Below are 23,203 nucleotides of genomic sequence, written 5' to 3'. Positions count from 1 at the left end.
CGGCCCAGCCGCCCACGGTAAATCAAATGCGCTCTGCTGCTTCTACTGTATTCATTAACAACATCGTAATCGTCATCGGACCCACGCCACCCGGCACCGGGGTGATGTGCGAAGCGACTTCCTTGATGCCGTCAAAATCCACGTCACCGCACAGCTTGCCGTTGTCGTCGCGGTTCATGCCCACGTCGATCACGATGGCGCCTGGCTTGACCATGTCGGCCGTCAAGGTGTTGCGGCGGCCGACGGCAGCCACCACCACGTCAGCCTGGCGCGTGTACAAGCCCAGGTCCGGTGTCGCACTATGGCAGATGGTGACGGTAGCGTTCGCTTGCAAGAGCAGGAGTGCCATCGGCTTGCCCACCGTGTTGCTGCGGCCGATGACGACGGCGTGCTTGCCGCGCAAGTCGACGCCCGTGCTTTCGATGAGTTTCATGCAACCGTAAGGGGTGCAAGGGCGAAAGCCTGGCAAGCCTGTCATCAGTTCGCCGGCGCTCAGCACGGAATAGCCATCGACGTCCTTGGTGGTGGCGATCGCTTCGATCACTTTGTGCGGATTGATATGTTTAGGCAAAGGCATTTGCACCAGGATGCCGTGGATGGCCGGATCGGCGTTCAGGCTGGCGATGCGTGCGAGCAAGTCCGCTTCGGACAGGTCGGCCTCGTACTTTTCCAGCACCGAGTGGAAACCCACGTCGCCGCAAGCCTTGACCTTGTTGCGCACGTAGACCTGGCTGGCCGGGTCTTCGCCGACGAGAATCACGGCCAGGCCGGGCTGCGTACCCTTGGCGGTCAGGGCGGCGGCGCGGGTGGCGATTTCGGCGCGCAGTTTTTGGGAGAGGGCAATTCCGTCGATCAGTTGTGCTGGCATGGTAGTGGGCGCTAAGAGGCTGGTGGGAAGGAAAACCAGATTATAAAGCCGTGGGCATGAAACCGGCGCGATAGACAATGTTTTTCCAATCGCAATTTGCGGCAGTGCAGCATAATTTCCATAGTGGCATTTCACAATGTGAAACGATGTATCGCCATTTGAAAAATACTAAATACGCTGTTAGAATCGCCCCACTAATTGATCTTAATAGTAAATAATCAGCGAAATACCGTCCGACAGCGATCCGGAAAATCGGGGTGGGGCGATCACAACAGGAGACTCAACAGATGTCAGCTCAACTGAATCAGGTAACGACGCAGATCGGCACCGACCCGGATTTGCAGGAAACCAAAGAGTGGCTGGACGCACTCGAAGCCGTGCTGGAAAATGAAGGTCCGGAACGCGCACAATATTTGATGGAGCGCCTGGTCGATCTGGCCCGCCGCAATGGCTCACAAATCCCGTTCTCCAGCACCACCGCCTACGTCAACACCATCCCTACCAAACAAGAAGCACACTGCCCAGGCAACCTGGAATACGAAGAGCGCCTGCGTTCGTGGATGCGCTGGAACGCCATGGCCATGGTGGTCAAGGCCAACCGCGCCGACGGCGACCTGGGTGGCCACTTGTCCTCGTTTGCCTCGCTGGCGAACATGCTGGGCATCGGTTTCAACCACTTCTGGCACGCACCGACCGAAGACCACGGCGGCGACCTGCTGTACATTCAAGGCCACTCCTCGCCTGGCGTCTACGCGCGCGCCTTCCTCGAAGGCCGTCTGTCGGAAGAGCAGCTGCTGAACTTCCGCAAGGAAGTCGATGGCAAGGGCCTGTCGTCGTACCCGCATCCAAAACTGATGCCTGACTTCTGGCAGTTCCCGACCGTGTCGATGGGCCTGGGCCCGCACATGGCAATCTATCAGGCACGCTTCCTGAAGTACCTGCACGCACGCGGCATCGCCAAGACCGACAACCGCAAGGTGTGGGCATTCTGCGGCGACGGCGAGATGGACGAGCCGGAATCGCTGGGCGCGATCGGCCTGGCCGCACGCGACATGCTCGACAACCTGGTCATCGTGGTCAACTGCAACCTGCAGCGCCTGGACGGCCCGGTACGCGGCAACACCAAGATCATCCAGGAACTGGAAGGCGAATTCCGTGGCGCCGGCTGGAACGTCGTCAAAGTCATCTGGGGTCCGGGCTGGGACGCCCTGCTGGCGCAAGACAAGGATGGCATCCTGCAGCAAGTGATGATGGATACCGTCGACGGCGAGTACCAGAACTTCAAGGCCAAGGATGGCGCCTACGTGCGCAAGCACTTCTTCGGCAAGCATCCGAAGCTGCTGGAAATGGTTGCCAACATGAGCGACGACGACATCTGGCGTCTGACCCGTGGCGGCCACGATCCACACAAGATTTACGCTGCCTTCAAGGTCGCCCAGGAACACAAGGGCCAGCCTACCGTGCTGCTGGTGAAAACCATCAAGGGCTACGGCATGGGCAAGTCCGGCGAAGCGCGCAACACCGCTCACCAGACCAAGAAACTGGACGACGAAGCCGTGCGCGAAATGCGCGACCGCTTCTCGCTGCCTATCCCTGACGACAAGCTGGCCGATATTCCTTTCTTCAAGCCTGCCGACGATGCGCCGGAAATGGTCTACCTGCACGAGCGCCGCAAAGCCCTGGGCGGCTACCTGCCACAGCGCCGTCAAAAAGCCGAAGAAACCCTGCCAGTACCTGCGCTGGAGACCTTCAAGAACGTGCTGGACGCCACCCCTGAAGGCCGTGAAATCTCGACCACGCAAGCTTTCGTGCGCGTCATCACGACCCTGCTGAAAGACCCTAACCTGGGCCAGCGCGTGGTGCCTATCCTGGTCGATGAGTCGCGTACTTTCGGTATGGAAGGCCTGTTCCGCCAGATCGGTATCTACAATCCACGCGGCCAGCTGTACGAGCCAGTCGATAAAGACCAGGTCATGTACTACCGCGAGGACAAGGCTGGCCAGATCCTGCAAGAGGGCATCAACGAAGCGGGTGGCATGAGCTCGTGGATCGCTGCGGCGACGTCGTACTCGACCAATGACCGCATCATGATCCCGTTCTACACCTTCTACTCGATGTTTGGCTTCCAGCGCATCGGCGACCAGGTATGGGCAGCGAGCGACATGCGCGCACGCGGCTTCCTGATGGGCGGCACCGCTGGCCGTACCACCCTGAACGGCGAAGGCTTGCAGCACGAAGATGGCCACAGCCATATCTTCGCCGCCACCATCCCGACCTGTATGCCATATGACCCGACCTTCAGCCATGAAGTCGCCGTCATCGTGCAGGACGGCTTGCGCCGCATGATCGCCAACCAGGAAGATGTGTTCTACTACATCACGATCATGAACGAGAACTACGCCCAGCCAGGCATCAAGCCAGGCCAGGAAGAAGGCATCCTGAAAGGCATGTACAAACTGCAAGAAGGCAAGGCTGACGCCAAGCTGCGCGTACAACTGATCGGTTGCGGCACCATCCTGCGCGAATCGATCTTCGCTGCCGAGCTGTTGCAAAACGACTGGGGCGTGGCGGCAGACGTCTGGTCGGCACCGTCGCTGACCCTGGTGGCCCGCGATGGCCAGGATTGCGAGCGCTGGAACATGGTCAACCCGTCGAAACAGCAGCGCGTGCCGTACGTGACGTCGCTGTTGCAGGAAACCGACGGCCCGATCGTCGCCACCACCGACTACATGCGCGCCTTTGCAGAACAGATCCGCGCCTTCATGCCTAAGGGCCGCACCTACAAAGTGTTGGGCACCGATGGCTTCGGCCGCTCGGACAGCCGCGCCAAACTGCGCGAGTTCTTCGAAGTGAACCGTTATTATGTGACCGTGGCCGCGTTGAAATCGCTGGCTGACGAAGGCAAGATCGACGTGTCGGTGGTAGAGCAGGCGATTGCCAAGTACGGCATCGACGCGAACAAACCAAATCCGGTGACCCAGTAATCGTTGTGCGGATTCGATCGCGCCAAGGCCGTACGCAAGTACGTCCTTGGCGCGTTTGCGAGTCCATCTGACAAATAAAATAACGGAGCAAGCTATGAGCATTGTGGAAGTCAAAGTCCCGGATATCGGCGATTTCAAGGAAGTCGAGATCATTGAACTGATGGTCAAGCCAGGCGATACGGTCAAGGTCGACCAATCGCTGATCACGGTCGAATCGGACAAGGCCAGCATGGAAATCCCATCGAGCCACGCCGGTGTCGTCAAGGAATTGAAAGTCAACGTAGGCGACAAGATCGCTGAAGGTTCGCTGGTGCTGCTGCTGGAAGTGGCGGACAGCGCTGCCGCGGCCCCTGCGCCAGCTGCTGCTGCGCCGGCACCTGCTGCTGCGCCAGCGCCAGTTGCCGCAGCTCCTGCACCAGCCGCCGCCTCCGGCGCGCCTGCGCTGGTTGAAGTGACCGTGCCAGATATCGGCGACTTCAAGGAAGTTGAAGTCATCGAACTGATGGTCAAGGTCGGCGATGCGATCAAGGTCGACCAGTCGCTGCTGACGGTGGAATCGGACAAGGCCAGCATGGAAATTCCATCGAGCCACGCCGGTATCGTGAAGGAATTGAAAGTCAAGGTAGGCGACAAGGTTGCCAAGGGCTCGCTGGTGCTGGTGGTGGAAACGACTGGCGCTGCCGGCGCTGCTCCTGCCGCCGCTGCTGCACCTGCCGCTGCGCCTGCGCAAGCTGCCGCCGCACCAGCCGCCGCCGTCGCTTCGGCACCGGTTGCTGCCCCTGCACCTTCTCCAGTTGCTGCAGCTGCTCCTGCCGTGAATGGCAAGCTGGCACATGCTTCGCCATCGATCCGCAAGTTCGCACGTGAACTGGGCGTGGAACTGGGCCGCGTGGCCGGTTCCGGTCCGAAAGGCCGCATCACCCAAGAAGACGTGCAGAATTTCGTTAAGGGCGTGATGTCGGGCGCGGTTGCTGCTCCTAATGCACCGGTTGCCAAAGCCGGTTCGGGCGTGGGCCTGGACTTGCTGCCATGGCCATCGCTGGACTTCAGCAAATTCGGCGCGACCGAATTGCTGCCGCTGTCGCGCATCAAGAAAATCTCGGGTCCTAACCTGCACCGCAACTGGGTCATGATCCCGCACGTCACCCAATTTGACGAAGCGGATGTGACGGACCTGGAAGCGTTCCGCGTCGAGACCAACGCCGCCAATGCGAAGAACAAGGATGCTGCCAAGCTGACCATGCTGGCTTTCGTCATCAAGGCCTCGGTTGCCGCGCTGAAGAAATTCCCGGCATTTAACGCTTCGCTGGACGCCAAGGGCGAAAACCTGATCCTCAAGCAGTACTACAACGTCGGCTTCGCTGCCGATACGCCGAATGGCTTGGTGGTTCCCGTGATCAAAAACGCGGACCAGAAGAGCGTCACGCAAATCGCCAAGGAAATGACGGAATTGTCGCTGCAAGCGCGCGAAGGCAAGCTGAAACCAGCCGACATGCAGGGCGCCAGCTTCACGATTTCGTCCCTGGGCGGCATCGGTGGCACGCACTTCACGCCTATCGTGAATGCACCCGAAGTGGCCATCCTGGGCTTGTCGAAAGCGTCGATCAAGCCGGTATGGGATGGCAAGGCCTTCCAGCCACGCCTGATGATGGGCACTTCGCTGTCTTACGATCATCGCGTGGTCGATGGCGCGATGGGCGCACGATTCTCCGTGTACCTCGGCGAAGTCTTGGCCGACATGCGCAAAATTCTGCTGTAAGGAGCGATTGATGAGCACAGTAGAGGTAAAAGTACCGAATATCGGCGACTTCAAGGAAGTCGAAGTCATCGAACTGATGGTCAAGGTTGGCGACACCATCAAGCTGGACCAGTCCCTGATCACCGTGGAATCGGACAAGGCCAGCATGGAAATTCCTTCGACCCACGCTGGCGTGGTCAAGGAATTGAAAGTCAAGATCGGCGACAAGATCGCTGAAGGCAGCGTGCTGCTGGTGGTGGAAGCAACTGAAGGCGCGGCGGCTGCCGCGCCAGCGGCTGCCCCTGCCGCACCAGCAGCGGCGCCTGCACCGGCTGCCGCAGCACCTGCTGCAGCGATCGTCCCGGCCGGCAATTACAGCGGCCAGGTCGATATCGATGTCGACATGATGGTACTGGGTGGTGGTCCTGGCGGTTACTCGGCGGCGTTCCGCGCGGCCGACCTGGGCTTGAACACGGTGATCGTCGAGCGTTATGAAACGCTGGGCGGCGTGTGCCTGAACGTCGGTTGCATCCCGTCGAAAGCGCTGCTGCACGTGGCGTCCGTGATCGACGAGACGGCGCACATGTCCAACACGGGCGTGACGTTTGCCAAGCCGACCATCGACATCGACCAGGTGCGTGCTTACAAGGAAGGTGTCATCAAGAACATGACCGGCGGCCTGGCCGGCATGGCCAAGGCGCGCAAGACCCAAGTGGTCACCGGCGTGGGCCAGTTCCTCTCGGCGAACCACATCGAAGTGACGGCTGCTGACGGCACGAAAAAAGTCGTGCAGTTCAAGCAGGCGATCATCGCTGCCGGTTCGTCGGTAGTCAAACTGCCATTCGTGCCGGAAGATCCACGCATCGTCGATTCGACCGGTGCACTGGAACTGCGCCAGATTCCAAAACGCATGCTGGTCATTGGCGGCGGCATCATCGGCCTGGAAATGGCGACCGTGTATTCGACCTTCGGTGCGCGCATCGACGTGGTTGAAATGATGGATGGCCTGATGCAGGGCGCGGACCGCGATGCGGTCAAGGTCTGGCAGAAGTTCAACGAAAAACGCTTCGACAACATCATGACCAAGACCAAGACGGTCGCCGTCGAGGCGCTGCCGGAAGGCATCAAGGTCACATTCGAAGCAGCCGAAGCGGGTGCTACTGCACCTGCGCCGCAAATCTACGACCTGGTGCTGGTGGCCGTGGGCCGTAGCCCGAACGGCAAGAAGATCGCTGCCGACAAGGCTGGCGTGCAAGTGACCGACCGTGGCTTCATCAACGTCGATAGTCAGATGCGCACCAACGTTCCGAACATCTTCGCCATCGGCGACCTGGTGGGCCAGCCGATGCTGGCGCATAAGGCGGTGCATGAAGCCCACGTTGCTGCTGAAGCGGCGGCAGGCCAGAAGTCGCACTTCGACGTCAAGGTGATTCCATCGGTCGCCTATACGGATCCGGAAGTGGCATGGGCCGGCATCACCGAAGACGAAGCAAAAGCCAAGGGCATCAAGGTCGAGAAGGGCCATTTCCCGTGGGCCGCTTCCGGTCGCGCCGTGGCCAATGGCCGCGCCGAAGGCTTCACCAAGCTGTTGTTCGATGCGGAAACGCATCGCATCATTGGCGGCACCATCGTCGGCACGCATGCCGGTGACATGATCGGTGAAATCGCGCTGGCGATCGAAATGGGTTGCGACGGCACCGACATCGGCAAGACCATCCATCCTCACCCAACCCTGGGCGAATCGATCGGCATGGCGGCGGAAGTCTACGAAGGGACATGCACGGACTTGCCGCCACCACGCAAGCGCTGATGCAATATTGACTTTCAGTACAAAAAACCGGGACATGTTCCCGGTTTTTTTATTGTTGGTTTGTCTCGGACAGCAGTGGATGTGACTTATACACCGAAGTGTGAATATTGGTGAGTATTTCCATGTGGAAAAAGTGGGACAATATCCATCTGTAACTATGTTTCGCTTATGCTTGACCTGGGGCGTGTGCTTTTTCCCATGAAGTTGCTATTGTTCGGTCAGGTTTGGCTGTGCTGAGAAAGTATTGCAACAATGAAAAAATTTACCGCCCTCCATATTTCCGACGTGCGTCTGCGCCACGCCGATGAGCAAGAGCAAGCGCTCATGCTGCATTCGCTGTTCAAGGATGTGGCCGCCTTCCGAGATGCCGGCAAGCAGATCGATGCGATTTTCTTCACGGGCCAGTTGCTGGCGGCCGATGCGGATAACAGCACGACCCCCACTTACGTCTACGAATATTTCCTGCGCCCCCTGCTGCAGGCGGCGAGCCTGCCTGGCGCGCGTTTTTATCTGGTGCCGGGGAGCCGGGCGCAAGGAGCAACGGCTGGCGTGCTGGGCAATGCTGGTTTCAGTTTCTTTTCGGCCGACGAGCATGCGGGCGCCGAGCAGCGTGCGCTGTACAAGAATATCCACGCCGTCTTTCATGGGCACCAGCACACGGGCGAAGCCAGTTCGCTGATGAAGGCGCTGGGCATTTTATTCAAGAGTAATCCAGGCAGCCTCTACAGCCAGCATGGCCAGATGGCCGCCTATGCCGTGCTGGAATTTGATGTGGGAAGCGCCGGTGACAAGGCGCCGCTGACGCCGTGGACGGTAGCGTTGCGCGAGTTTGATGAAGTCAGCAAGGCTTTTGCCCTGTCGGTGCTGTACACGCCGGACGGCCGCGATACGGGCCAGCGCGATGCCGAGTATGTGTTTGCCACCTTGCTGCCGCAACTGGCCAGCGACAGCGGCTATTTCGATGGTTTGATGGGCAAGCGCAGCGACGTCAGCGTTGCCACCGATGCGCGTGAATTCCTGATTGAACTGGCCTTCGTGCTGTTCGAAGCCAAGACCTTATTCCTGCTGCAAGAGGAGCTGGAATGTTTTGCCGGCGATTATTGCGCCGTCAAGGGCTGGGACGTATCGGCCGAGCAATGGTTGTCCCCGCTGTACGCCCAGGGTTTGCTGGCGCGCACCGATGGCCAGGTGGTGTTTGCCTTTGATTACTTCCGCACCTACTTCCTGGCGCAGCGCTTTGAAACCTCATTCGACCTGATGCGTTATGGCCCCGAGCGCCGCGATGGCAGCGAAGCGGTTTTCGGCTTCGAGGGCCTATCGGCAGCCCGGCCTTTCCTGCGTGCGCTGGGCTTGAGTGGTGAGCGTAGCGAGGCGGTTGCGCCGCAGGCATCTGGTGTGCCGCAATAAGCGGGCTTTGTAATAGCGCAATGTCTGTCTGGTTTTACGTGCTATGCTGGTTAGATCGGTAGGAGCAGCTTAAAGGAGGCATGATGCGACATTTTTTTAGCGTGGCTGACGCGTTGCGGATTAACAAAAAATTGATGGCGCAGAAGACTCCTTTGGAGATTGCCAGTGATGGTGGGCCAGATCCTGAGCCGCTTACCAAAAACACTACCAGCGCAAATATCCCCTTCTCGGCCAAGGAAATCAATGCCGCCATGGCCAAGGCCCGCGAACTGTTGGCTGCCTGAGTTCATGTGTGGCATTGCACGTTTATGATCAGCTGGTAAGTGGCCCCAATGATTTTATTGGGGCCTTGGCTTATTCACTATACAAGCAAACGAAAGTAGAGTGGATCATCCATCTCAAGGCAGCAAATGGTGGTGTAGAGCCTACGTCCTTTGAGATCCAGATGTTTCATGACTTCAATGTCCTTCCTGCACAGCTGCAGGGCTATAAGGACAGGGCGACAGCGCTGACCGTGACTTTTCTCAGTGTCGCTACCAAAGAGCGCCTGGATCAATTAAGTACTGACACCGTGCAATCGGCATTGGCCGCCAAATTTGATGCCACCCATCAAGCAGTGACTGTTGAGCTTATCTCCTACCGCAGGGAATTGGCCGCCAAGCGCGGCATCTATGGCTGGCTGGCCGAAGTTGGCGCCGCCCTGATTACCAACTTCCTCACGATTATCCTGGTTGCTTTGATTGCCTATGGCTATGGGAAACTCAATGCCGTCAACTCTGCCGTAGATGGCAGAGTGAGCCAAGAGCTTCTTCCAGCCCCCAAAACAGACAACTAGCTTTTTACGCCGCCAGCGGCGCGCGCAAGGTCGCCCGCAAGAACAGATCGAGACGGTGATCGAGCAGCTTGCGCAGTTGCGCCGTGTCGGGCTGTGTCAGTGGTGGGAACAGCAGGCGTGACATCTGGTCGTCCAGCAGGCAATTGAGCAAATGCATGGCAATTTGTTCTGCCGTCAATTCCGCGCGGAATTGGATAGCGATCTCGGGACGGCTGAAGAAGCGCGTCAGCATGTCGCGCGTACGTCCCGGTCCCACCTTGTGGAACGTCTCTGCCAGTTCCGGATGGCTGGCTGCTTCCGCCACGATCATGCGGTTCAGGCGTACGGCTGCGGGCATCGTGACCAGTTTTAGGAACAACAAGCCGAATTCGCCCAGCACGGTGGGCAGGGGCCGCATATCCGTTTCCAGCGCGGGCATGGTGGAAAAGTAGGCGGCGCGGCGCTGTTCCACTACGGCATTGAACAGACCGGACTTGCCACCAAACTTCACGTATATCGTACGTACCGCCACATGGGCCTGGCGCGCGATCATTTCCAGGCTCACTTTGCCATAACCCTTTTCCAGGAACAAACAGCCGGCCGTGTACAGCAGGTTTTCGGCGCGCGCTTCCTTGTCGGCCTCGCGCGGCCGGCCAGCAGACTTGCCGCAGAAAAATATCTCCATGGCGGCGTTATCATGTTCAGTATCAGTTTGGACGGGCAAGGTGTCGCTGAGGCCGGGATCAGGCATGTTCGGGGTCTCTTGGTTGGTGAGTGATGACTAACACTGTAGTGCAAATTAAAATGAAATGCAATCGTTTCATTTCTTGACAAGCGCTTTCCTTTGTCCAATAATGAACCTACATCATTTCATTTTCGGAGCGCAGTATGTCCAACCAGCCTGGCCAAGAAGAACAAAAGGCGCTTAGCGCCGTTCCCCCAACGGCCCCCACCGCGGCCCCTGCCGCACCGTCCGCGCCCGCCGCTGCCGCCAGCCCCGCACCGAATAACCGCGTGAAAATCATCGCCGGCCTGATCGTGCTGGTCGCGCTGGGCGCCGGCGCGCGCATGTGGTACCGCAGTCATTACTTTGTGGAAACGGAAAACGCCTATGTTTCCGGCCACGTGCATCCCGTATCGGCGCGTATTTCCGGCGTCGTCACCAAGGTGTTTATTGACGACAATCAACTGGTGAAAGAGGGCGACGTGATTGCCGAACTCGATCCATTCGACCAGCGCGTGAAGACGGAACAAATCACGGCGCAGATCGCCAGCGCGGAACAGCAAGTGATGCAGGCCGATGCGCAGATCGCACAAGCCCAGGCGCAAGCGAGCGGCGCCCAGGCCCAGATCGCCCAGGCCGATGCGCAATTGCTGCGCGCGAAACAGGATGCCGACCGTTATGGCCAGTTGTACACCAGCCAGATGAAAGCCGTCTCGAAAGCGGAAGTGGATGCAGCCAATGCGGCCCGCTCCAGCGCCGTGGCTGACCTGGCCGCCCGCCGCGACAGCGCTGTCGCCGCCAAGGCGCAGATCGGCGCCGCCCTGGCTGCGCGCGACGTGGCCAAGGCGCAAGTAGCCGTGCTGCGCGTGCAATTGAAAGACGCGGAACAGCAACTGCAATACAACCGCATTCTCGCGCCTGTCTCGGGCCGTATCGGCAAGCGTAACGTGGAAACGGGTATGCGCGTGCAGCCTGGCCAGCAATTGACGGCCATCGTGCAAGACAATGTATGGGTCACTGCCAACTTCAAGGAAACGCAATTGGCCGACCTGCATCGCGGCCAGAGCGTGCACGTGAGCGTCGACGCCATGCCAGGCAAAAAGCTGATCGGCACCGTCGACAGCTTCGCACCGGCATCGGGCGCGCAGTTCGCGCTGCTGCCAGCCGATAATGCGACCGGTAACTTCACCAAGATCGTGCAGCGCGTGCCCGTGAAGATCGTCTTCAAGCCGGAAGATATCAAGGCCCTCAACGGCCGCCTGGTACCCGGCATGTCGGTGATCGCCGAAGTGGAAATCAACCAGCCTGGTATCGACAAGACCGCCGGCCAGGCTGCCCCTGCCCAGACCGCCGCCCGCTAACGTGCCATGAGCAGCTCCTCCAACACACTGGCGAAACCGCCAGCGTTTCCCGTGATCAGCGAGAAAGTCTCCGGGCGTACCTGGCTGGCGGTCGCCGCCGGCATGCTGGGCGCCTTCATGGCGGTGCTCGACATCCAGATCACCAACTCTTCGCTCAAGGATATCCTTGGCTCGCTATCGGCCACCCAGGAAGAGGGTTCGTGGATTTCCACGGCCTACCTGGTGGCCGAGATTATCGTTATCCCGCTCACCGCGCTGATGGTGCGCGTGTTCAGCCTGCGCGCCTACATGATAGGCACGACCACCTTGTTCCTGCTGTTTTCCACCCTGTGCGGCACCGCATGGAACCTGGAAAGCATGATCGTCTTCCGCATGCTGCAAGGCTTTACGGGCGGCGCGCTGATCCCGATGGCGTTCACGCTGGTGATGCTCAAGCTGCCGCCGTCGAAGCGTTCCACCGGCATGGCCATCTTCGGTCTGACCGCCACGTTGGCGCCAGCCATGGGCCCGACCTTGGGCGGCTACCTGAGCGAACTGTATGGCTGGCCATCGATCTTTTACATCAACTGGGTACCTGGCGTGCTGCTGATCCTCGGCATGATCTATGGCCTGGACCGCGAACCGATGAATTTGAAGGCCTTATGGAAAGCCGACTGGCTGGGTATCTTCTGCATGGCCGTGGGCCTCGGTAGCCTGACCATCTTCCTGGAAGAGGGAAATTCGAAGGACTGGTTCGATTCGGCTTTCATCATCACCTTTGCCGCCATGGCGCTGGCCGGCATTTTGGGCTGGGTAGTGACCAGTGCCACGCGCGCCGAGCCGTTCGTCAACCTGGCGCTGTACGGCCAGCGCAACTTCCTGGTGGCGACCGTGCTGTCGGCCGTGATGGGCATGGGCTTGTATGGTTCGGCCTTTTTGCTGCCGCTGTTCCTGGGGCAGATCGCCGGCTACTCGCCGATGCAGATTGGTGAAGTCATCATGTGGGTGGGCTTGCCGCAGCTATTTATCATGCCTTTCGTTGCCAAGCTGTCGTCGACGGTGGATAACCGTATTTTGTGCTCGTTCGGCCTGCTGCTGTTTGGCGGCTCCTGCCTGATGAATGCTTATATGGATGCCTCGACCGGCTACGACCAGTTATTGTGGTCGCAGGTGGTGCGTGCGCTGGGCCAGCCTTTCGTGATGCTGACCCTGTCGAACTTCGCCATGAAAGGCGTGGCGCCGAAAGACATGCCATCGGCATCGAGCCTGTTCAACATGACGCGCAACCTGGGTGGCTCGATCGGCATCGCCCTCTTGGCGACGGCTCTGAGCACGCGTGAACATTTCCACTCGCAGCGCCTGGGCGAGGCGATCAACTCGTTTTCCAGCGCCACGCAATTGCGCATCGACCAGTTGACGGCTTCCTTCATGGACAAGGGCGCCGATGCGGTTACGGCCGGCAACCAGGCCTTGCAGGCGATCGACGGCATCGTGCGCCGCGAAGCCTATGTGATGGCCTACAACGATGGCTTCTTCATCGTCGGTGGCATCCTGCTGGCCTGCATCGTGCCCCTGTGGCTGGCAGACAAACTCAAAGCCCCCGGTGGCGGTGGTGGCGGTCATTGACCGTCCCTGAAAAAACAAGAGGTAATATCATGCAAACTGCATACACGAACATGACGAAAATCGCGCTGGCTGTCTCGCTGGCGATGGCGCTCAGCGCCTGCACCACCGTGGGCCAGGATTTCAAGGCGCCGGCCAATGTGGCTGACATGGGCTTCCGCCACGCGGCCGGCGCCGCCAGCGAAGCGCAGCTACCTACCGACTGGTGGAGCATCTACCACGACGAGACCCTGAACCGCCTGGAACAAAGCGCGCTGCGCGATAATCCAAGCGTGAAAGCGGCAGGCCAGCGCCTGTTGCAGGCTTTGGCACAAACCAATACGGCGCGCGCCAGCGACCGTCCACGATTCGACGCCAGCACCTCGGTCTCGAATTCGCACAGCTCGGCCAAGACCGCCGAGGGCATGGCCTTTGGCGGCCAGTCCATCAGTGGCAACGACGTGGAAGTGGGCGTCTCGATGTCGTATGAAATCGATTTGATGGGCCGTGTCAAACGCATGATCGAAGCGGCCGATGCGCAGGCCCTGGGCGCGCAAGCAGACCTTGATGGCGTGCTGCTGATCCTGTCGTCGCAAGTGGCCAGTAATTACTGGCAGCTGCGCGGCCTGGATGCGGAAATGGCGATCTTGAACGGTGCACTCGATACGCGCCGCGAGTCCTTGCAACTGGTCGAGGCGCGCTTTAACGGCGGCTTGACCAATGAGCTGGACCTGGCGCGCGCCAAGGTTGAACTGGCCAATGCGCAAGCCGACCTGCATGAAGTCAGGCGCCAGCGCAATCTGCTGGAAAACAGCCTGGCCACGCTGACGGGTAAGTCGCCGGCCGCCATGCAATTGACGGTAATTACCGATCCGGCTGCATTGCCACTGCCACCTGCGATTCCTGTCGGCTTGCCAGCCAGCCTGCTGGCCCATCGTCCTGACCTGATTTCCAGCGTGGCCGGCGTGCGCGCTGCGAATGCTCAGGTGGGCGTGGCCGAAGGCGCGTTTTATCCATCGCTGCAATTGACCAGCAGCTTCGGCTTTGCCTCGGAAAAGCTGCGCGACCTGGCGCAGGGCGGTGCGCGCCAGTTCAGCGTCGGTCCGCTGGCGCTGTCGCTGCCGATCTTCGATGGCGGCCGTAATCAAGCGAATCTGGATTTGTCGAAAGCCCGTTATGCGGAAGCGGTGGCCAACCATGAAAGCAAGTTGCTGACCGCCTTGCGCGAAGTGGAAGACGCCTTGTCCGACGTGGAGCAGCGCCAGTTGCAAGGCGATGCGCAAGCCGTGTCGCAGGAAGCGGCGGCGCGTGCCTACCTGGTGGCGCGCACCCGCTACGAGCGCGGCATCTCGAACTACCTGGACGTCACCGACGCCCAGCGCAGCTCGCTGGCAGCGGACCGCGCGGCCGTGCAGATCAAAACCCAGCGCCTGCTGGCGACGGTGGCCGTGGCCCGTTCGCTGGGCGCCGGCTGGCAGCCTGAAGGCGAACTGGCCAAGCTGGCCAAGGCGAACTAAGAAGCCCCAGTTACGTGAGCGTGGCCGGTGGTGTCACCACCGGCCCGTAGCGTTCCATGATGAAGTCGATAAAGGTGGTCAGCTTGGGCGTGGGCTGGCGGTCGCGCGGATACAGTAAATGCATCAGGCGCGGCGCCGGTACATAGTCCTGCAATATCGGTACCAGCGTGCCTGCGGCGATATCGTCGGCCAGCAGTATCTCTGCCTGCATCACGATGCCGAAGCCGTGCAGGGCAGCCATGCGCAGCGCCTGGCCATTGTTGGAACGGAAGCGGCTCTCGGCGGGGGCGCTATCGTGGCGCGCTTCCTTGCCGGACAGGCGCCAGCGCATATGGCGCGACCACTGCATGAAATCCACGCATTCGTGCTGAAGCAGCTCATCCGGCGTGCGCGGCGTGCCATGTCTGGCCAGGTAATCGGGCGAGGCGCAAATCACCATCGCGTAGTGCCGCAATGGCCGCGCCACCATGCTGGAGTCTTCCAGCGCACCGATGCGGATGGCCGCATCGTATCCTTCTTCCACCAGGTCCACCATCCGGTCATTCAGATTGAGTTCCAGGCTCACGTCCGGGTACGCCGTCAGATAGTCGGCCATCAGCGGCGCGATGCGTTCGCTGCCGAACGACACGGGCGCAGAAATCTTCAGCTTGCCGCGCGGCGTGGCCCGCATCGCTTCGGCGCCCGTTTCCGCCGCCGCGATCTGGGCCAGAATCTGGCGGCACTGCTCCACATATTGCTGGCCGATTTCCGTCAGGTTTTGCCGGCGCGTAGTGCGTGTCAGCAAACGCGTGCCCAGGCGCTGTTCCAGGTATTTCACGTGCTTGCCCACCATCACGGGCGAGATGCGGAAGCTGTCGGCGGCTGCCGTGAAACTGCCCTGGTCGACCACGGCGACAAAGATTTCCATGCTGCGCAGCTTATCCATGGTGCTTCGATTCCAAACTGTGGATTAGTAATCTTGTAAATTCTAGCGTATTTATTCCTTTTGGGAAGCAGCGCATACTGGCGTCATCGTTCAACACCACACAGGAAAACACCATGAAAATCGTCATCATCGGCGCCAGTGGCACCATCGGCAAGGCAGTCAACACCGAATTGGCACAGCGCCACGAGATCATCGAAGTAGGCAGCAGCAGCGGCGCCCACCAGGCTGACATGAGCGATATCGCACAAGTGCGCGCCTTGTTCCAGCGCATCGGCAAGGTCGATGCCGTTGTCGTCACGGCTGGCAAGCTGCACTTCGGCCCGCTGGCTGAATTCACGCCGGAACAATTCCAGGTAGGGCTGAACAGCAAGTTGATGGGCCAGGTCAACGTGGCCCTGGTGGCCCAGGAATACCTGAACGACGGCGGCTCGATTACGCTCACCAGCGGCATCGTGGCCGACCAGCCGATCCGCTACGGCACGGCGGCCAGCATGACCAACTCGGCGGTGGAAGGTTTTGTCCGCGGCGCCGCCGTCGAACTGGCGCGCGGCTTGCGCATCAACGTGGTCAGCCCGACCGTATTGACCGAATCGCTCGATGCTTACGGCGCCTTTTTCCACGGATTCGAACCGGCGCCGGCCAGCCGCGTGGCGCTGGCGTACAGCCGCAGCGTGGAAGGCGTGCAGACGGGCCAAGTGTACAAGGTCTGGTAAAGCGGGACTTTAGCCCGTCCCCGGCAGGATTGCAGCATCCGTGTTAAATTTTCCTTTTATTTCCACAGTTCAACTATAGGACTGCGTAACTTTTAGGAAAACAGGGATGCAATTGCAAAGCACTAAAATCAGCACGCGGCTGTACACGGGATTTGGCCTGGTCTTGCTGCTGCTGCTGATCGTTACCGCACTCGGCATCAACCGGGTGCAAAAAATCGATTCCATACTGACCAGTATAAGCGACGTGAACAACGTCAGGCAGCGCTACGCCATCAATTTGCGCGGCAGCGTGCATGACCGCGCGATCGCCTTGCGCGACGTGGTGCTGGCCAGCGATGCGGCCATGGCGCAGCCCGAAATCACGCGCATTCAAACCTTGGCCGACAATTATGCGCAGTCGGCCACGCCGCTGGACCAGATCATCGGCAGCGGCCAGCAGGTGACGCCGGAAGAGCGCACAGCGCTGGCCGGCATCAAAGCCAGCGAGGCGAAGACGATGTCGCTGATCGCCAAGGTGATCGCGCTGCGCCTGGCCGACGATGTGCCGCAGGCAACGACCCTGCTGCATCAGCAGGGCGCGGGGGCTTTTGTCGAATGGCTCGCGTCCGTCAACAAGCTGATCGACCTGGAAGAAAAAATGAGCCGGGAACAAGCCGACAGCGCCGCCAGCGTGGCGCGCAGCTTTTTCTTCTTCATGCTGCTGCTGTGCCTGGGCGCCATCGTGATCGGCACCTTGGCGGCCTGGCGCATCAGCCACGGCTTGCTGCGCCAGCTGGGCGGCGAACCCGAATATGCGGCGAGCATCGCCGGCGATATTGCGGCAGGCAACCTGGCCGTCGCCATCGAGACCCAACCAGGCGACCGTTCCAGCCTGCTGTTTGCCATGCGCGGCATGCGCGACAGCCTGGTGGCCATCGTCAGCGAAGTGCGCGCCGGCACCCACACCATCGCCACCAACTCGCGTGAAATCGCCGCCGGCAATCTGGACTTGTCGCAGCGTACGGAGCAGCAGGCCGCCTCGATCGAGGAAACGGCATCGTCGATGGAGCAATTGACCAGCACCGTCAAGCAGAATGCAGACCATGCGCACCAGGCCAATACGCTGGCGCTGTCGGCCTCTGGCGTGGCCGTCAAGGGCGGCGCGGTGGTGTCGCAAGTGGTCGACACGATGGCCTCCATCAATGCCTCGTCAAAGAAAATCGTCGACATCATCGGCGTGATCGACAGCATCGCTTTCCAGACCAATATCCTGGCGCTCAACGCCGCCGTGGAAGCGGCGCGCGCGGGCGAACAGGGCCGCGGCTTTGCCGTGGTGGCGACCGAAGTGCGCAACCTGGCGCAGCGTTCCGCCGCCGCCGCGAAAGAAATCAAGGGCTTGATCGACGACTCCGTCGAACGGGTCGATACGGGCGCCCGCCTGGTCGACGAAGCCGGCGCCACGATGCAGGATATCGTCGACAGCGTCAGGCGCGTGACCGACATCATGGCTGAAATCAGTACGGCCACCCGGGAACAGACGTCGGGCATCGAGCAGGTGAACCACACGATAGGCGCGATGGACCAGGTGGTACAGAAAAATGCAGCGCTGGTGGAAGAGTCGGCATCGGCCGCCGCCTCGCTTGAAGCGCAGGCGAGCAGCCTGGCGCAGGTGGTCAGCATTTTCAAGCTCGATGGAGTACATGGTAAGCCGTCGCGTTTGCATGCCGTCGCGCCGGTCCGCAAGCTGCCCGCCAAGGCGGCGGCAGCGAAGCCGGCCGAGGAAGCCTGGGAAGCGTTTTAATCCGGGCGTGGATTACAATGCGAGCCTGTTTATACAATACCGTTCAGATAGCGGTTACATCCGAGACACCATGAAAAAAATCCTGTTCCCCCTGCTGATGGCGGCCGCCGTCGGCAGCGCCTGCGCCGCCACCAGTGCGCCAGCCACCGTCGAGCAATTGAACGCCATGAGCGCCCGTTATGCGCCTGTTGCACTGACTGCCGATACCTCGCAGCTGTCGGCCGGTGACCGCAAGGCCATCGCCAGGCTGGTCGAAGCGGCCAAGCTGGTCGACGTGCTGCAGCTGCGCCAGCGCTGGTCTGGCAATGAAGCGCTGTGGGCAGCCCTGAAAAAAGACAAGTCGGCGCTGGGCAAGGCGCGCCTGAACTACTTCTGGATCAACAAGGGACCGTGGTCGGTACTCGACGGACACGAGTCGTTCATGCCAGCCACGTATGCCGGCATTGCCATCCCCGAAAAAAAGCCGGAAGCGGGCAATTTTTATCCGCAGGGCGCCAGCAAGGCCAGCCTGGAAAGCTGGATGAACCGTCTGCCGGAAGTCGACAAGCAGCAGGCGCAATGGTTTTTCACCACCATCCGCGCGGATAAGAATGGCCAGTACCGCACCGTCAAATACTCGGACGAATACAAGAAAGAATTGACGCAGCTGGCCAAACTACTCAAGGAAGCGGCGGCTGCCACCGACAACGCCTCGCTGAAGAAATTCCTTGGCCTGCGCGCCCAGGCTTTCCTCGACAACGATTACCTGCCGTCCGACTTCGCCTGGATGGATCTCGATGCGCCGGTCGACATCACCATCGGCCCATACGAAACGTATAACGATGAACTGTTCGGCTACAAGGCGGCGTTTGAAGCGTACGTGAATATCCGCGACCAGGCCGAAACGCAGAAGCTGAACTTCTTCGCCAAGCATATGCAGGAGCTGGAAGACAACCTGCCGCTGGACGCGCAATACCGCAACCCGAAAGTGGGCGCGCTGGCGCCGATGGTGGTGGTCAACCAGGTGTATGGCGCTGGCGATGGCAATATGGCGGTGCAGACGGCTGCCTACAACCTGCCCAACGACGAGCGCATCATCAGCGCGCGCGGCTCCAAGCGCGTGATGCTGAAGAACGTGCAGGAAGCCAAATTCAAGGCCACCCTGACGCCGATCTCCAAGCTGGTGCTGACGCCCGAAGCGCAGCAGGACGTGGATTTCAATTCCTTCTTCACGCACATCCTCGCGCATGAAATCATGCACGGCCTGGGCCCGCACGCCACGCAGATCGATGGCAAGGCATCGACGCCGCGCCAGGACTTGAAGGAAACCTATTCCACCATCGAAGAAGCCAAGGCCGACATCACCGGCCTGTACGCGCTGCGCTACATGATGGACAAGGGCCAGTTGAACGATACCCTGGGCCAGGGCGACGTGGCCGAGCGCAAGCTGTACAACACCTTCCTCGCCTCGGGTTTCCGCACCCTGCATTTCGGCCTGACCGATTCGCATGCGCGCGGCATGGCGATCCAGCTCAACTACATCCTCGACAAGGGCGGTTTCGTGTCGCTGGGCGACGGCAAGTTTGGCGTCGATTTTTCCAAGATCAAGCAGGCCGTGATGGACCTGGACCGCGAATTTTTGACCATCGAAGCGACCGGTGATTATGCGCGTGCGAAAGAGCTGATGGCCAAGTACGTGGTGATCCGTCCGGAAGTGCAGGTGGCGCTCGACAAGATGAAGGCGGTGCCGAACGATATCCGCCCTGAATTCGTCACGGCGCGTGCGCTGGACCAGGTGCAGGCAGCCAAGAAATAAACGTTTTAAGGGGCAACGATTGCCACTTTAGAAAACCGGTGCTGCGGCGCCGGTTTTTTTTCGTCTTTTCTCTGGAAAGTTGCCAGTTTTTCCTTGTGGAAATATTTTGTACGCTTACTCTGCAGTTGCAAACTTCCCGTGTTTTCTGTTTTCCGTGTTGATTCCATGTTGAAATTGCTTCCCCTGCTCAGTCTGTGTATCGCCTTGCCTGCCATTGCCCAGTCCGGCTTGACCCCGCTGGAAACGCGCTGGCTGCAAGCGGGTGCTCCCGTGATTACTTATGCGCGCGAGCAAGGTTTACCTATTGATATCGTTGTCCAGCCACAAGAGGCACCGAACGCCGTGCCGATGGCGCTGGGCTTCGATGGCGGGCGCTGCAAGCTGGTGCTGTCGATGCGCGGCAATGCCCAGGCCGAAGCCGTATTGCAAGGTGTGTCAGCTGAACAACGCGGCTTGATGATCGAAGCCATGACGGCGCATGAGATCGGCCATTGCCAGCGTTATGCGCAGGGTAACTGGCATGCCTTGCCGGCTGGTTTTGTCGATCCTGCTGCGAAGTCCATGGGGGCGGCTGAGTTACGTGAAACACGGCGTGAAGAAGCGTATGCGGATCTGGTAGCGCTGGCGTGGATGCATAGCCGCCACCTTGCCGGCTACGGCGCCGTGCTGGCGTGGATGAAGAAAGTGCGCGTGCGTGCGCAGGAGGGTGGCGCGGCCAGTTCGCACGCCACGCAAGCGTGGCTGGTCCTGGCAGGCGGCGAGCATGCATTTGATGGTCCTGCCTCGCTATTTGAACAGGCGCAAGTTTTGTGGAGAAAAGGCTTGAGTGGCGACAAAGGATGATGGCTGTATGGGATGGATGGCAGGGCAGCGTGTGTTGTCGCACAGAGTTTTGAGCGCGGCAGGCGTCTAATCTGGGCATCAACCTCACCCATGGAGACTCCATCATGAATAAAATAATCGCGCTCATACTGGCCGCCAGTGCCAGCGCCCTGTTAGCCGCCGCGCCGGCCTATGCACAGGATGCCACCTACAAGAGCATGACCGACAAGGCTACGGCCGACTATAAACAGGCCAAGGCCGCTTGCGATAGCCAATCGGGCAACGCCAAAAAAGTCTGTGTGGAAGAAGCCAAGGTGGCACGGACCAAGGCTGATTCAGATGCTGTCGCCCAATACCGCAACACGCCGCGCGAATTGGCCAAGGCCCGCAAGGATGTCGCCAATGCCGAATATGACCTGGCGAAGGCAAAGTGCGGCGACAGTTCCGGTGCCAACAAAACCACCTGCATGAATGACGCCAAGGCCGCGAAAACGGCCGCCCTGGCCGACGCGAATACAGGCGCCCGCGATGGCACCAACGTGGCGCAAAATCCTGCACCCATGGCCAAAGAAAATTGCGACGCCATGGATGCGACGGCCAAAGCCGCTTGCGTCACGCGCAATGCAGCCGGCAGTACCAAGGTGGCCATGGCCGATACCGTGATCACCACCAAGATCAAGGCTGACCTGGTCAAGGACAATGACTTGAAAGCGCTCGATGTCCATGTGGAAACCGTCAATGGCGTCGTCATGCTGAGCGGCTTCGTGCCATCGCAAGCCCAAGTGCAAAAAGCCGCCGACCTGGCCCGTGGCGTGGAAGGCGTGACGGATGTCAAGAATGGCTTGAAGGTCAAATAACTTTTCTTGCTCATACCCAAGGTAAGGGCCGTTGTCGGATCATGTAGATCCGGCAACGGCTTTTTTTGCACCCAATGAAAAGAAAAACATCGCGATTGTATAAATTACGATCATAATATATCATGAGAAAAAACCGCCAGCAGGCGGTCTTATTCTTATTGTGAGGTCGTTATGCTTTCCCTTCCTGTATCACAATGGCTGGACCGGCGCGGGATACATTTCGCCTGGGTCATTGTCATCATCACCTTTTTAACGGCCCTGACATCGTCGGCAGCACTGGGCTTGCCTGGCGCCTTGATGCAGCCGCTGAGCCGCGAGTTCGGCTGGGATGCCGAGCAGATATCGTCGGCGCTGGCCGTACGCTTTGTACTGTTTGGTTTGATGGGGCCATTTGCCGCCATCCTGATGGAACGCTTTGGCTTGCGCAACGTCATCTGCGTGGCCCTGTCCTTGATCGCCGCCGGTATGCTGCTGGCCACCCGCATGACGCAGTTCTGGCAATTGGTGGTGCTATGGGGCATCTTGCTGGGCGTAGGTTCCGGCATGACGGCGCTGGTATTGAGCGCCGTGGTCGCCAACCGCTGGTTTGAAACCCACCGGGGCCTGGTGATCGGTGTGCTGACGGCCAGTTCGGCCACCGGCCAGCTGCTGTTCCTGCCCGTGGGCGCCTGGCTGATCGAACACTTCGGCTGGCGCCTGGCCGTGATGCCCGTGTTTGCCAGCTGTGCCATCGTTGCCGTGCTGGCCTTCTTTTGCATGCGTAACCGTCCGCAAGACGTGGGCCTGCGCGCCTATGGCGCCGATCCCAGCTCGCCCTTGGCCGCGCCAGCCGGACCAAAGATCACCTTTGCTACGCCATTTCTGGTCTTGCGCAGCGTGGCAACGAACCGCACCTTCTGGATACTGTTCGGCACCTTCTTTATTTGCGGCCTGAGCACCAATGGCTTGATCCAGACGCACTTCATTTCCCTGTGCGGCGATTCTGGCTTGTCCGCCGTGCCGGCCGCCTCCGTGCTGGCCATGATGGGCGCCTTCGACCTGTTCGGCACCATCATGTCGGGCTGGCTGTCGGACCGCTATGACAACCGCAAGCTCCTGTTCTGGTATTACGGCTTGCGCGGCCTGTCGCTGTTCTGGCTGCCGTATTCCGAATTCACCCTGTACGGTTTGTCGCTGTTCGCCATGTTTTATGGCCTGGACTGGATCGCCACCGTGCCGCCAACCGTAAAGCTGGTAGGCGCCACGTTTGGCAAGGAAAGGGCGGGCATGGTGTTTGGCTGGATTTTCGCCGGCCATCAACTGGGCGCCGCCGTCGCTGCCTACGGCGCAGGCCGCATCCGCACCCTGATGCTGACCTATAACCCAGCCCTTTTCGCTGCTGGCGCCGCCTGTCTGCTGGCAGCCTTGCTGGTATTGGCCATCCGGCGTCAGAAAGCCGCCTTGCAGACAGCATGAAAAAAGCCAGGCCCGCGTCAGCGGAGCCTGGCTTTTCAAGAAGCAAATAACG

18 protein-coding genes are annotated in these 23,203 nt (G+C 60.0%); 15 read left to right on the top strand and 3 right to left on the bottom strand.

Going from position 1 to position 23,203, the window contains the following annotated elements; all coding sequences use genetic code 11:
- Positions 1 to 22: 22 nt before the first annotated feature.
- Positions 23 to 868: a bifunctional methylenetetrahydrofolate dehydrogenase/methenyltetrahydrofolate cyclohydrolase FolD gene (gene folD, locus HDE75_RS07205; RefSeq protein WP_183675553.1), complete on the bottom strand. Its 846-nt coding sequence runs from the start codon at positions 866 to 868 to the stop codon at positions 23 to 25.
- Positions 869 to 1,155: 287 nt separating this feature from the next.
- On the opposite strand from folD, the gene aceE reads away from it, so the two are divergent.
- The 6 genes from aceE (at position 1,156) to HDE75_RS07175 (ending at position 9,642) form a co-directional block, all read left to right on the top strand.
- Positions 1,156 to 3,852 (top strand): pyruvate dehydrogenase (acetyl-transferring), homodimeric type, encoded by a 2,697-nt coding sequence (gene aceE / locus HDE75_RS07200; protein ID WP_183675554.1) that lies wholly within the window; start codon positions 1,156 to 1,158, stop codon positions 3,850 to 3,852.
- A 94-nt stretch (positions 3,853 to 3,946) separates the two neighbouring features.
- Positions 3,947 to 5,611, top strand: coding sequence for a dihydrolipoyllysine-residue acetyltransferase (gene aceF, locus HDE75_RS07195; protein ID WP_183675555.1), 1,665 nt, complete (start codon positions 3,947 to 3,949; stop codon positions 5,609 to 5,611).
- 10 nt (positions 5,612 to 5,621) lie between these two features.
- Positions 5,622 to 7,400: a dihydrolipoyl dehydrogenase gene (lpdA, locus tag HDE75_RS07190; protein ID WP_183675556.1), complete on the top strand. Its 1,779-nt coding sequence runs from the start codon at positions 5,622 to 5,624 to the stop codon at positions 7,398 to 7,400.
- Between the two features lie 252 nt (positions 7,401 to 7,652).
- A complete protein-coding gene (locus HDE75_RS07185) occupies positions 7,653 to 8,807 on the top strand; it encodes an STAND family AAA ATPase (RefSeq protein ID WP_183675557.1) in 1,155 nt (384 codons plus the stop codon).
- An 80-nt stretch (positions 8,808 to 8,887) separates the two neighbouring features.
- Complete coding sequence (locus HDE75_RS07180) at positions 8,888 to 9,091, top strand: hypothetical protein (RefSeq protein ID WP_183751084.1); 204 nt, start codon at positions 8,888 to 8,890, stop codon at positions 9,089 to 9,091.
- Between the two features lie 8 nt (positions 9,092 to 9,099).
- Positions 9,100 to 9,642: a hypothetical protein gene (locus HDE75_RS07175; protein ID WP_183675559.1), complete on the top strand. Its 543-nt coding sequence runs from the start codon at positions 9,100 to 9,102 to the stop codon at positions 9,640 to 9,642.
- A gap of 4 nt (positions 9,643 to 9,646) precedes the next feature.
- Here HDE75_RS07175 and HDE75_RS07170 read toward each other — a convergent pair whose 3' ends face one another.
- On the bottom strand, positions 9,647 to 10,306 hold the full coding sequence (locus HDE75_RS07170) for a TetR/AcrR family transcriptional regulator (RefSeq protein WP_260173778.1): 660 nt from the start codon (positions 10,304 to 10,306) through the stop codon (positions 9,647 to 9,649).
- Between the two features lie 203 nt (positions 10,307 to 10,509).
- Here HDE75_RS07170 and HDE75_RS07165 point away from each other — a divergent pair, with 203 nt between their 5' ends.
- The 3 genes from HDE75_RS07165 to HDE75_RS07155 are packed head-to-tail and all read left to right on the top strand — an operon-like array spanning position 10,510 to position 14,804.
- Positions 10,510 to 11,706, top strand: coding sequence for an HlyD family secretion protein (locus HDE75_RS07165; RefSeq protein WP_183675561.1), 1,197 nt, complete (start codon positions 10,510 to 10,512; stop codon positions 11,704 to 11,706).
- Between the two features lie 6 nt (positions 11,707 to 11,712).
- Positions 11,713 to 13,311 carry a DHA2 family efflux MFS transporter permease subunit gene (locus HDE75_RS07160; protein WP_183675562.1) on the top strand — a complete coding sequence of 533 codons (1,599 nt, stop codon included), beginning with the start codon at positions 11,713 to 11,715 and terminating at the stop codon, positions 13,309 to 13,311.
- 29 nt (positions 13,312 to 13,340) lie between these two features.
- The gene (locus tag HDE75_RS07155) at positions 13,341 to 14,804 is read left to right on the top strand and encodes an efflux transporter outer membrane subunit (RefSeq protein WP_260173776.1); all 1,464 of its coding nucleotides are present in this window, start codon (positions 13,341 to 13,343) and stop codon (positions 14,802 to 14,804) included.
- Positions 14,805 to 14,814: 10 nt separating this feature from the next.
- Here HDE75_RS07155 and HDE75_RS07150 read toward each other — a convergent pair whose 3' ends face one another.
- The gene (locus HDE75_RS07150) at positions 14,815 to 15,729 is read right to left on the bottom strand and encodes a LysR family transcriptional regulator (protein WP_183675563.1); all 915 of its coding nucleotides are present in this window, start codon (positions 15,727 to 15,729) and stop codon (positions 14,815 to 14,817) included.
- Between the two features lie 113 nt (positions 15,730 to 15,842).
- On the opposite strand from HDE75_RS07150, the gene HDE75_RS07145 reads away from it, so the two are divergent.
- From HDE75_RS07145 to HDE75_RS07120, 6 genes are all read left to right on the top strand, one after another.
- Complete coding sequence (locus HDE75_RS07145) at positions 15,843 to 16,442, top strand: short chain dehydrogenase (RefSeq protein ID WP_183675564.1); 600 nt, start codon at positions 15,843 to 15,845, stop codon at positions 16,440 to 16,442.
- Between the two features lie 106 nt (positions 16,443 to 16,548).
- Positions 16,549 to 18,222, top strand: coding sequence for a methyl-accepting chemotaxis protein (locus tag HDE75_RS07140; RefSeq protein ID WP_183675565.1), 1,674 nt, complete (start codon positions 16,549 to 16,551; stop codon positions 18,220 to 18,222).
- 70 nt (positions 18,223 to 18,292) lie between these two features.
- Entirely contained in the window at positions 18,293 to 20,017 is a 1,725-nt protein-coding gene (locus tag HDE75_RS07135) for a dipeptidyl-peptidase 3 family protein (protein WP_183675566.1), read from the top strand.
- 165 nt (positions 20,018 to 20,182) lie between these two features.
- On the top strand, positions 20,183 to 20,860 hold the full coding sequence (locus HDE75_RS07130; protein ID WP_183675567.1) for a hypothetical protein: 678 nt from the start codon (positions 20,183 to 20,185) through the stop codon (positions 20,858 to 20,860).
- A 104-nt stretch (positions 20,861 to 20,964) separates the two neighbouring features.
- The gene (locus HDE75_RS07125) at positions 20,965 to 21,696 is read left to right on the top strand and encodes a BON domain-containing protein (protein WP_183675568.1); all 732 of its coding nucleotides are present in this window, start codon (positions 20,965 to 20,967) and stop codon (positions 21,694 to 21,696) included.
- 171 nt (positions 21,697 to 21,867) lie between these two features.
- Positions 21,868 to 23,151 (top strand): MFS transporter, encoded by a 1,284-nt coding sequence (locus HDE75_RS07120; RefSeq protein WP_183675569.1) that lies wholly within the window; start codon positions 21,868 to 21,870, stop codon positions 23,149 to 23,151.
- Positions 23,152 to 23,203 lie beyond the last annotated feature (52 nt).

Origin of the sequence: Janthinobacterium silvisoli (genome assembly GCF_014200725.1) — a bacterium.
Taxonomy (GTDB): domain Bacteria; phylum Pseudomonadota; class Gammaproteobacteria; order Burkholderiales; family Burkholderiaceae_D; genus Janthinobacterium.
This window is presented reverse-complemented; position numbering and strand designations above follow the sequence as displayed.

Bases quoted from the DNA above. Each gene is read 5' to 3' on its own strand.
- folD (WP_183675553.1), bottom strand. From the start codon at position 868: ATGCCAGCACAACTGATCGACGGAATTGCCCTCTCCCAAAAACTGCGC.
- aceE (WP_183675554.1), top strand. From the start codon at position 1,156: ATGTCAGCTCAACTGAATCAGGTAACGACGCAGATCGGCACCGACCCG.
- aceF (WP_183675555.1), top strand. From the start codon at position 3,947: ATGAGCATTGTGGAAGTCAAAGTCCCGGATATCGGCGATTTCAAGGAA.
- lpdA (WP_183675556.1), top strand. From the start codon at position 5,622: ATGAGCACAGTAGAGGTAAAAGTACCGAATATCGGCGACTTCAAGGAA.
- HDE75_RS07185 (WP_183675557.1), top strand. From the start codon at position 7,653: ATGAAAAAATTTACCGCCCTCCATATTTCCGACGTGCGTCTGCGCCAC.
- HDE75_RS07180 (WP_183751084.1), top strand. From the start codon at position 8,888: ATGATGCGACATTTTTTTAGCGTGGCTGACGCGTTGCGGATTAACAAA.
- HDE75_RS07170 (WP_260173778.1), bottom strand. From the start codon at position 10,306: ATGGAGATATTTTTCTGCGGCAAGTCTGCTGGCCGGCCGCGCGAGGCC.
- HDE75_RS07165 (WP_183675561.1), top strand. From the start codon at position 10,510: ATGTCCAACCAGCCTGGCCAAGAAGAACAAAAGGCGCTTAGCGCCGTT.
- HDE75_RS07160 (WP_183675562.1), top strand. From the start codon at position 11,713: ATGAGCAGCTCCTCCAACACACTGGCGAAACCGCCAGCGTTTCCCGTG.
- HDE75_RS07155 (WP_260173776.1), top strand. From the start codon at position 13,341: ATGCAAACTGCATACACGAACATGACGAAAATCGCGCTGGCTGTCTCG.
- HDE75_RS07150 (WP_183675563.1), bottom strand. From the start codon at position 15,729: ATGGATAAGCTGCGCAGCATGGAAATCTTTGTCGCCGTGGTCGACCAG.
- HDE75_RS07145 (WP_183675564.1), top strand. From the start codon at position 15,843: ATGAAAATCGTCATCATCGGCGCCAGTGGCACCATCGGCAAGGCAGTC.
- HDE75_RS07140 (WP_183675565.1), top strand. From the start codon at position 16,549: ATGCAATTGCAAAGCACTAAAATCAGCACGCGGCTGTACACGGGATTT.
- HDE75_RS07135 (WP_183675566.1), top strand. From the start codon at position 18,293: ATGAAAAAAATCCTGTTCCCCCTGCTGATGGCGGCCGCCGTCGGCAGC.
- HDE75_RS07130 (WP_183675567.1), top strand. From the start codon at position 20,183: ATGTTGAAATTGCTTCCCCTGCTCAGTCTGTGTATCGCCTTGCCTGCC.
- HDE75_RS07125 (WP_183675568.1), top strand. From the start codon at position 20,965: ATGAATAAAATAATCGCGCTCATACTGGCCGCCAGTGCCAGCGCCCTG.
- HDE75_RS07120 (WP_183675569.1), top strand. From the start codon at position 21,868: ATGCTTTCCCTTCCTGTATCACAATGGCTGGACCGGCGCGGGATACAT.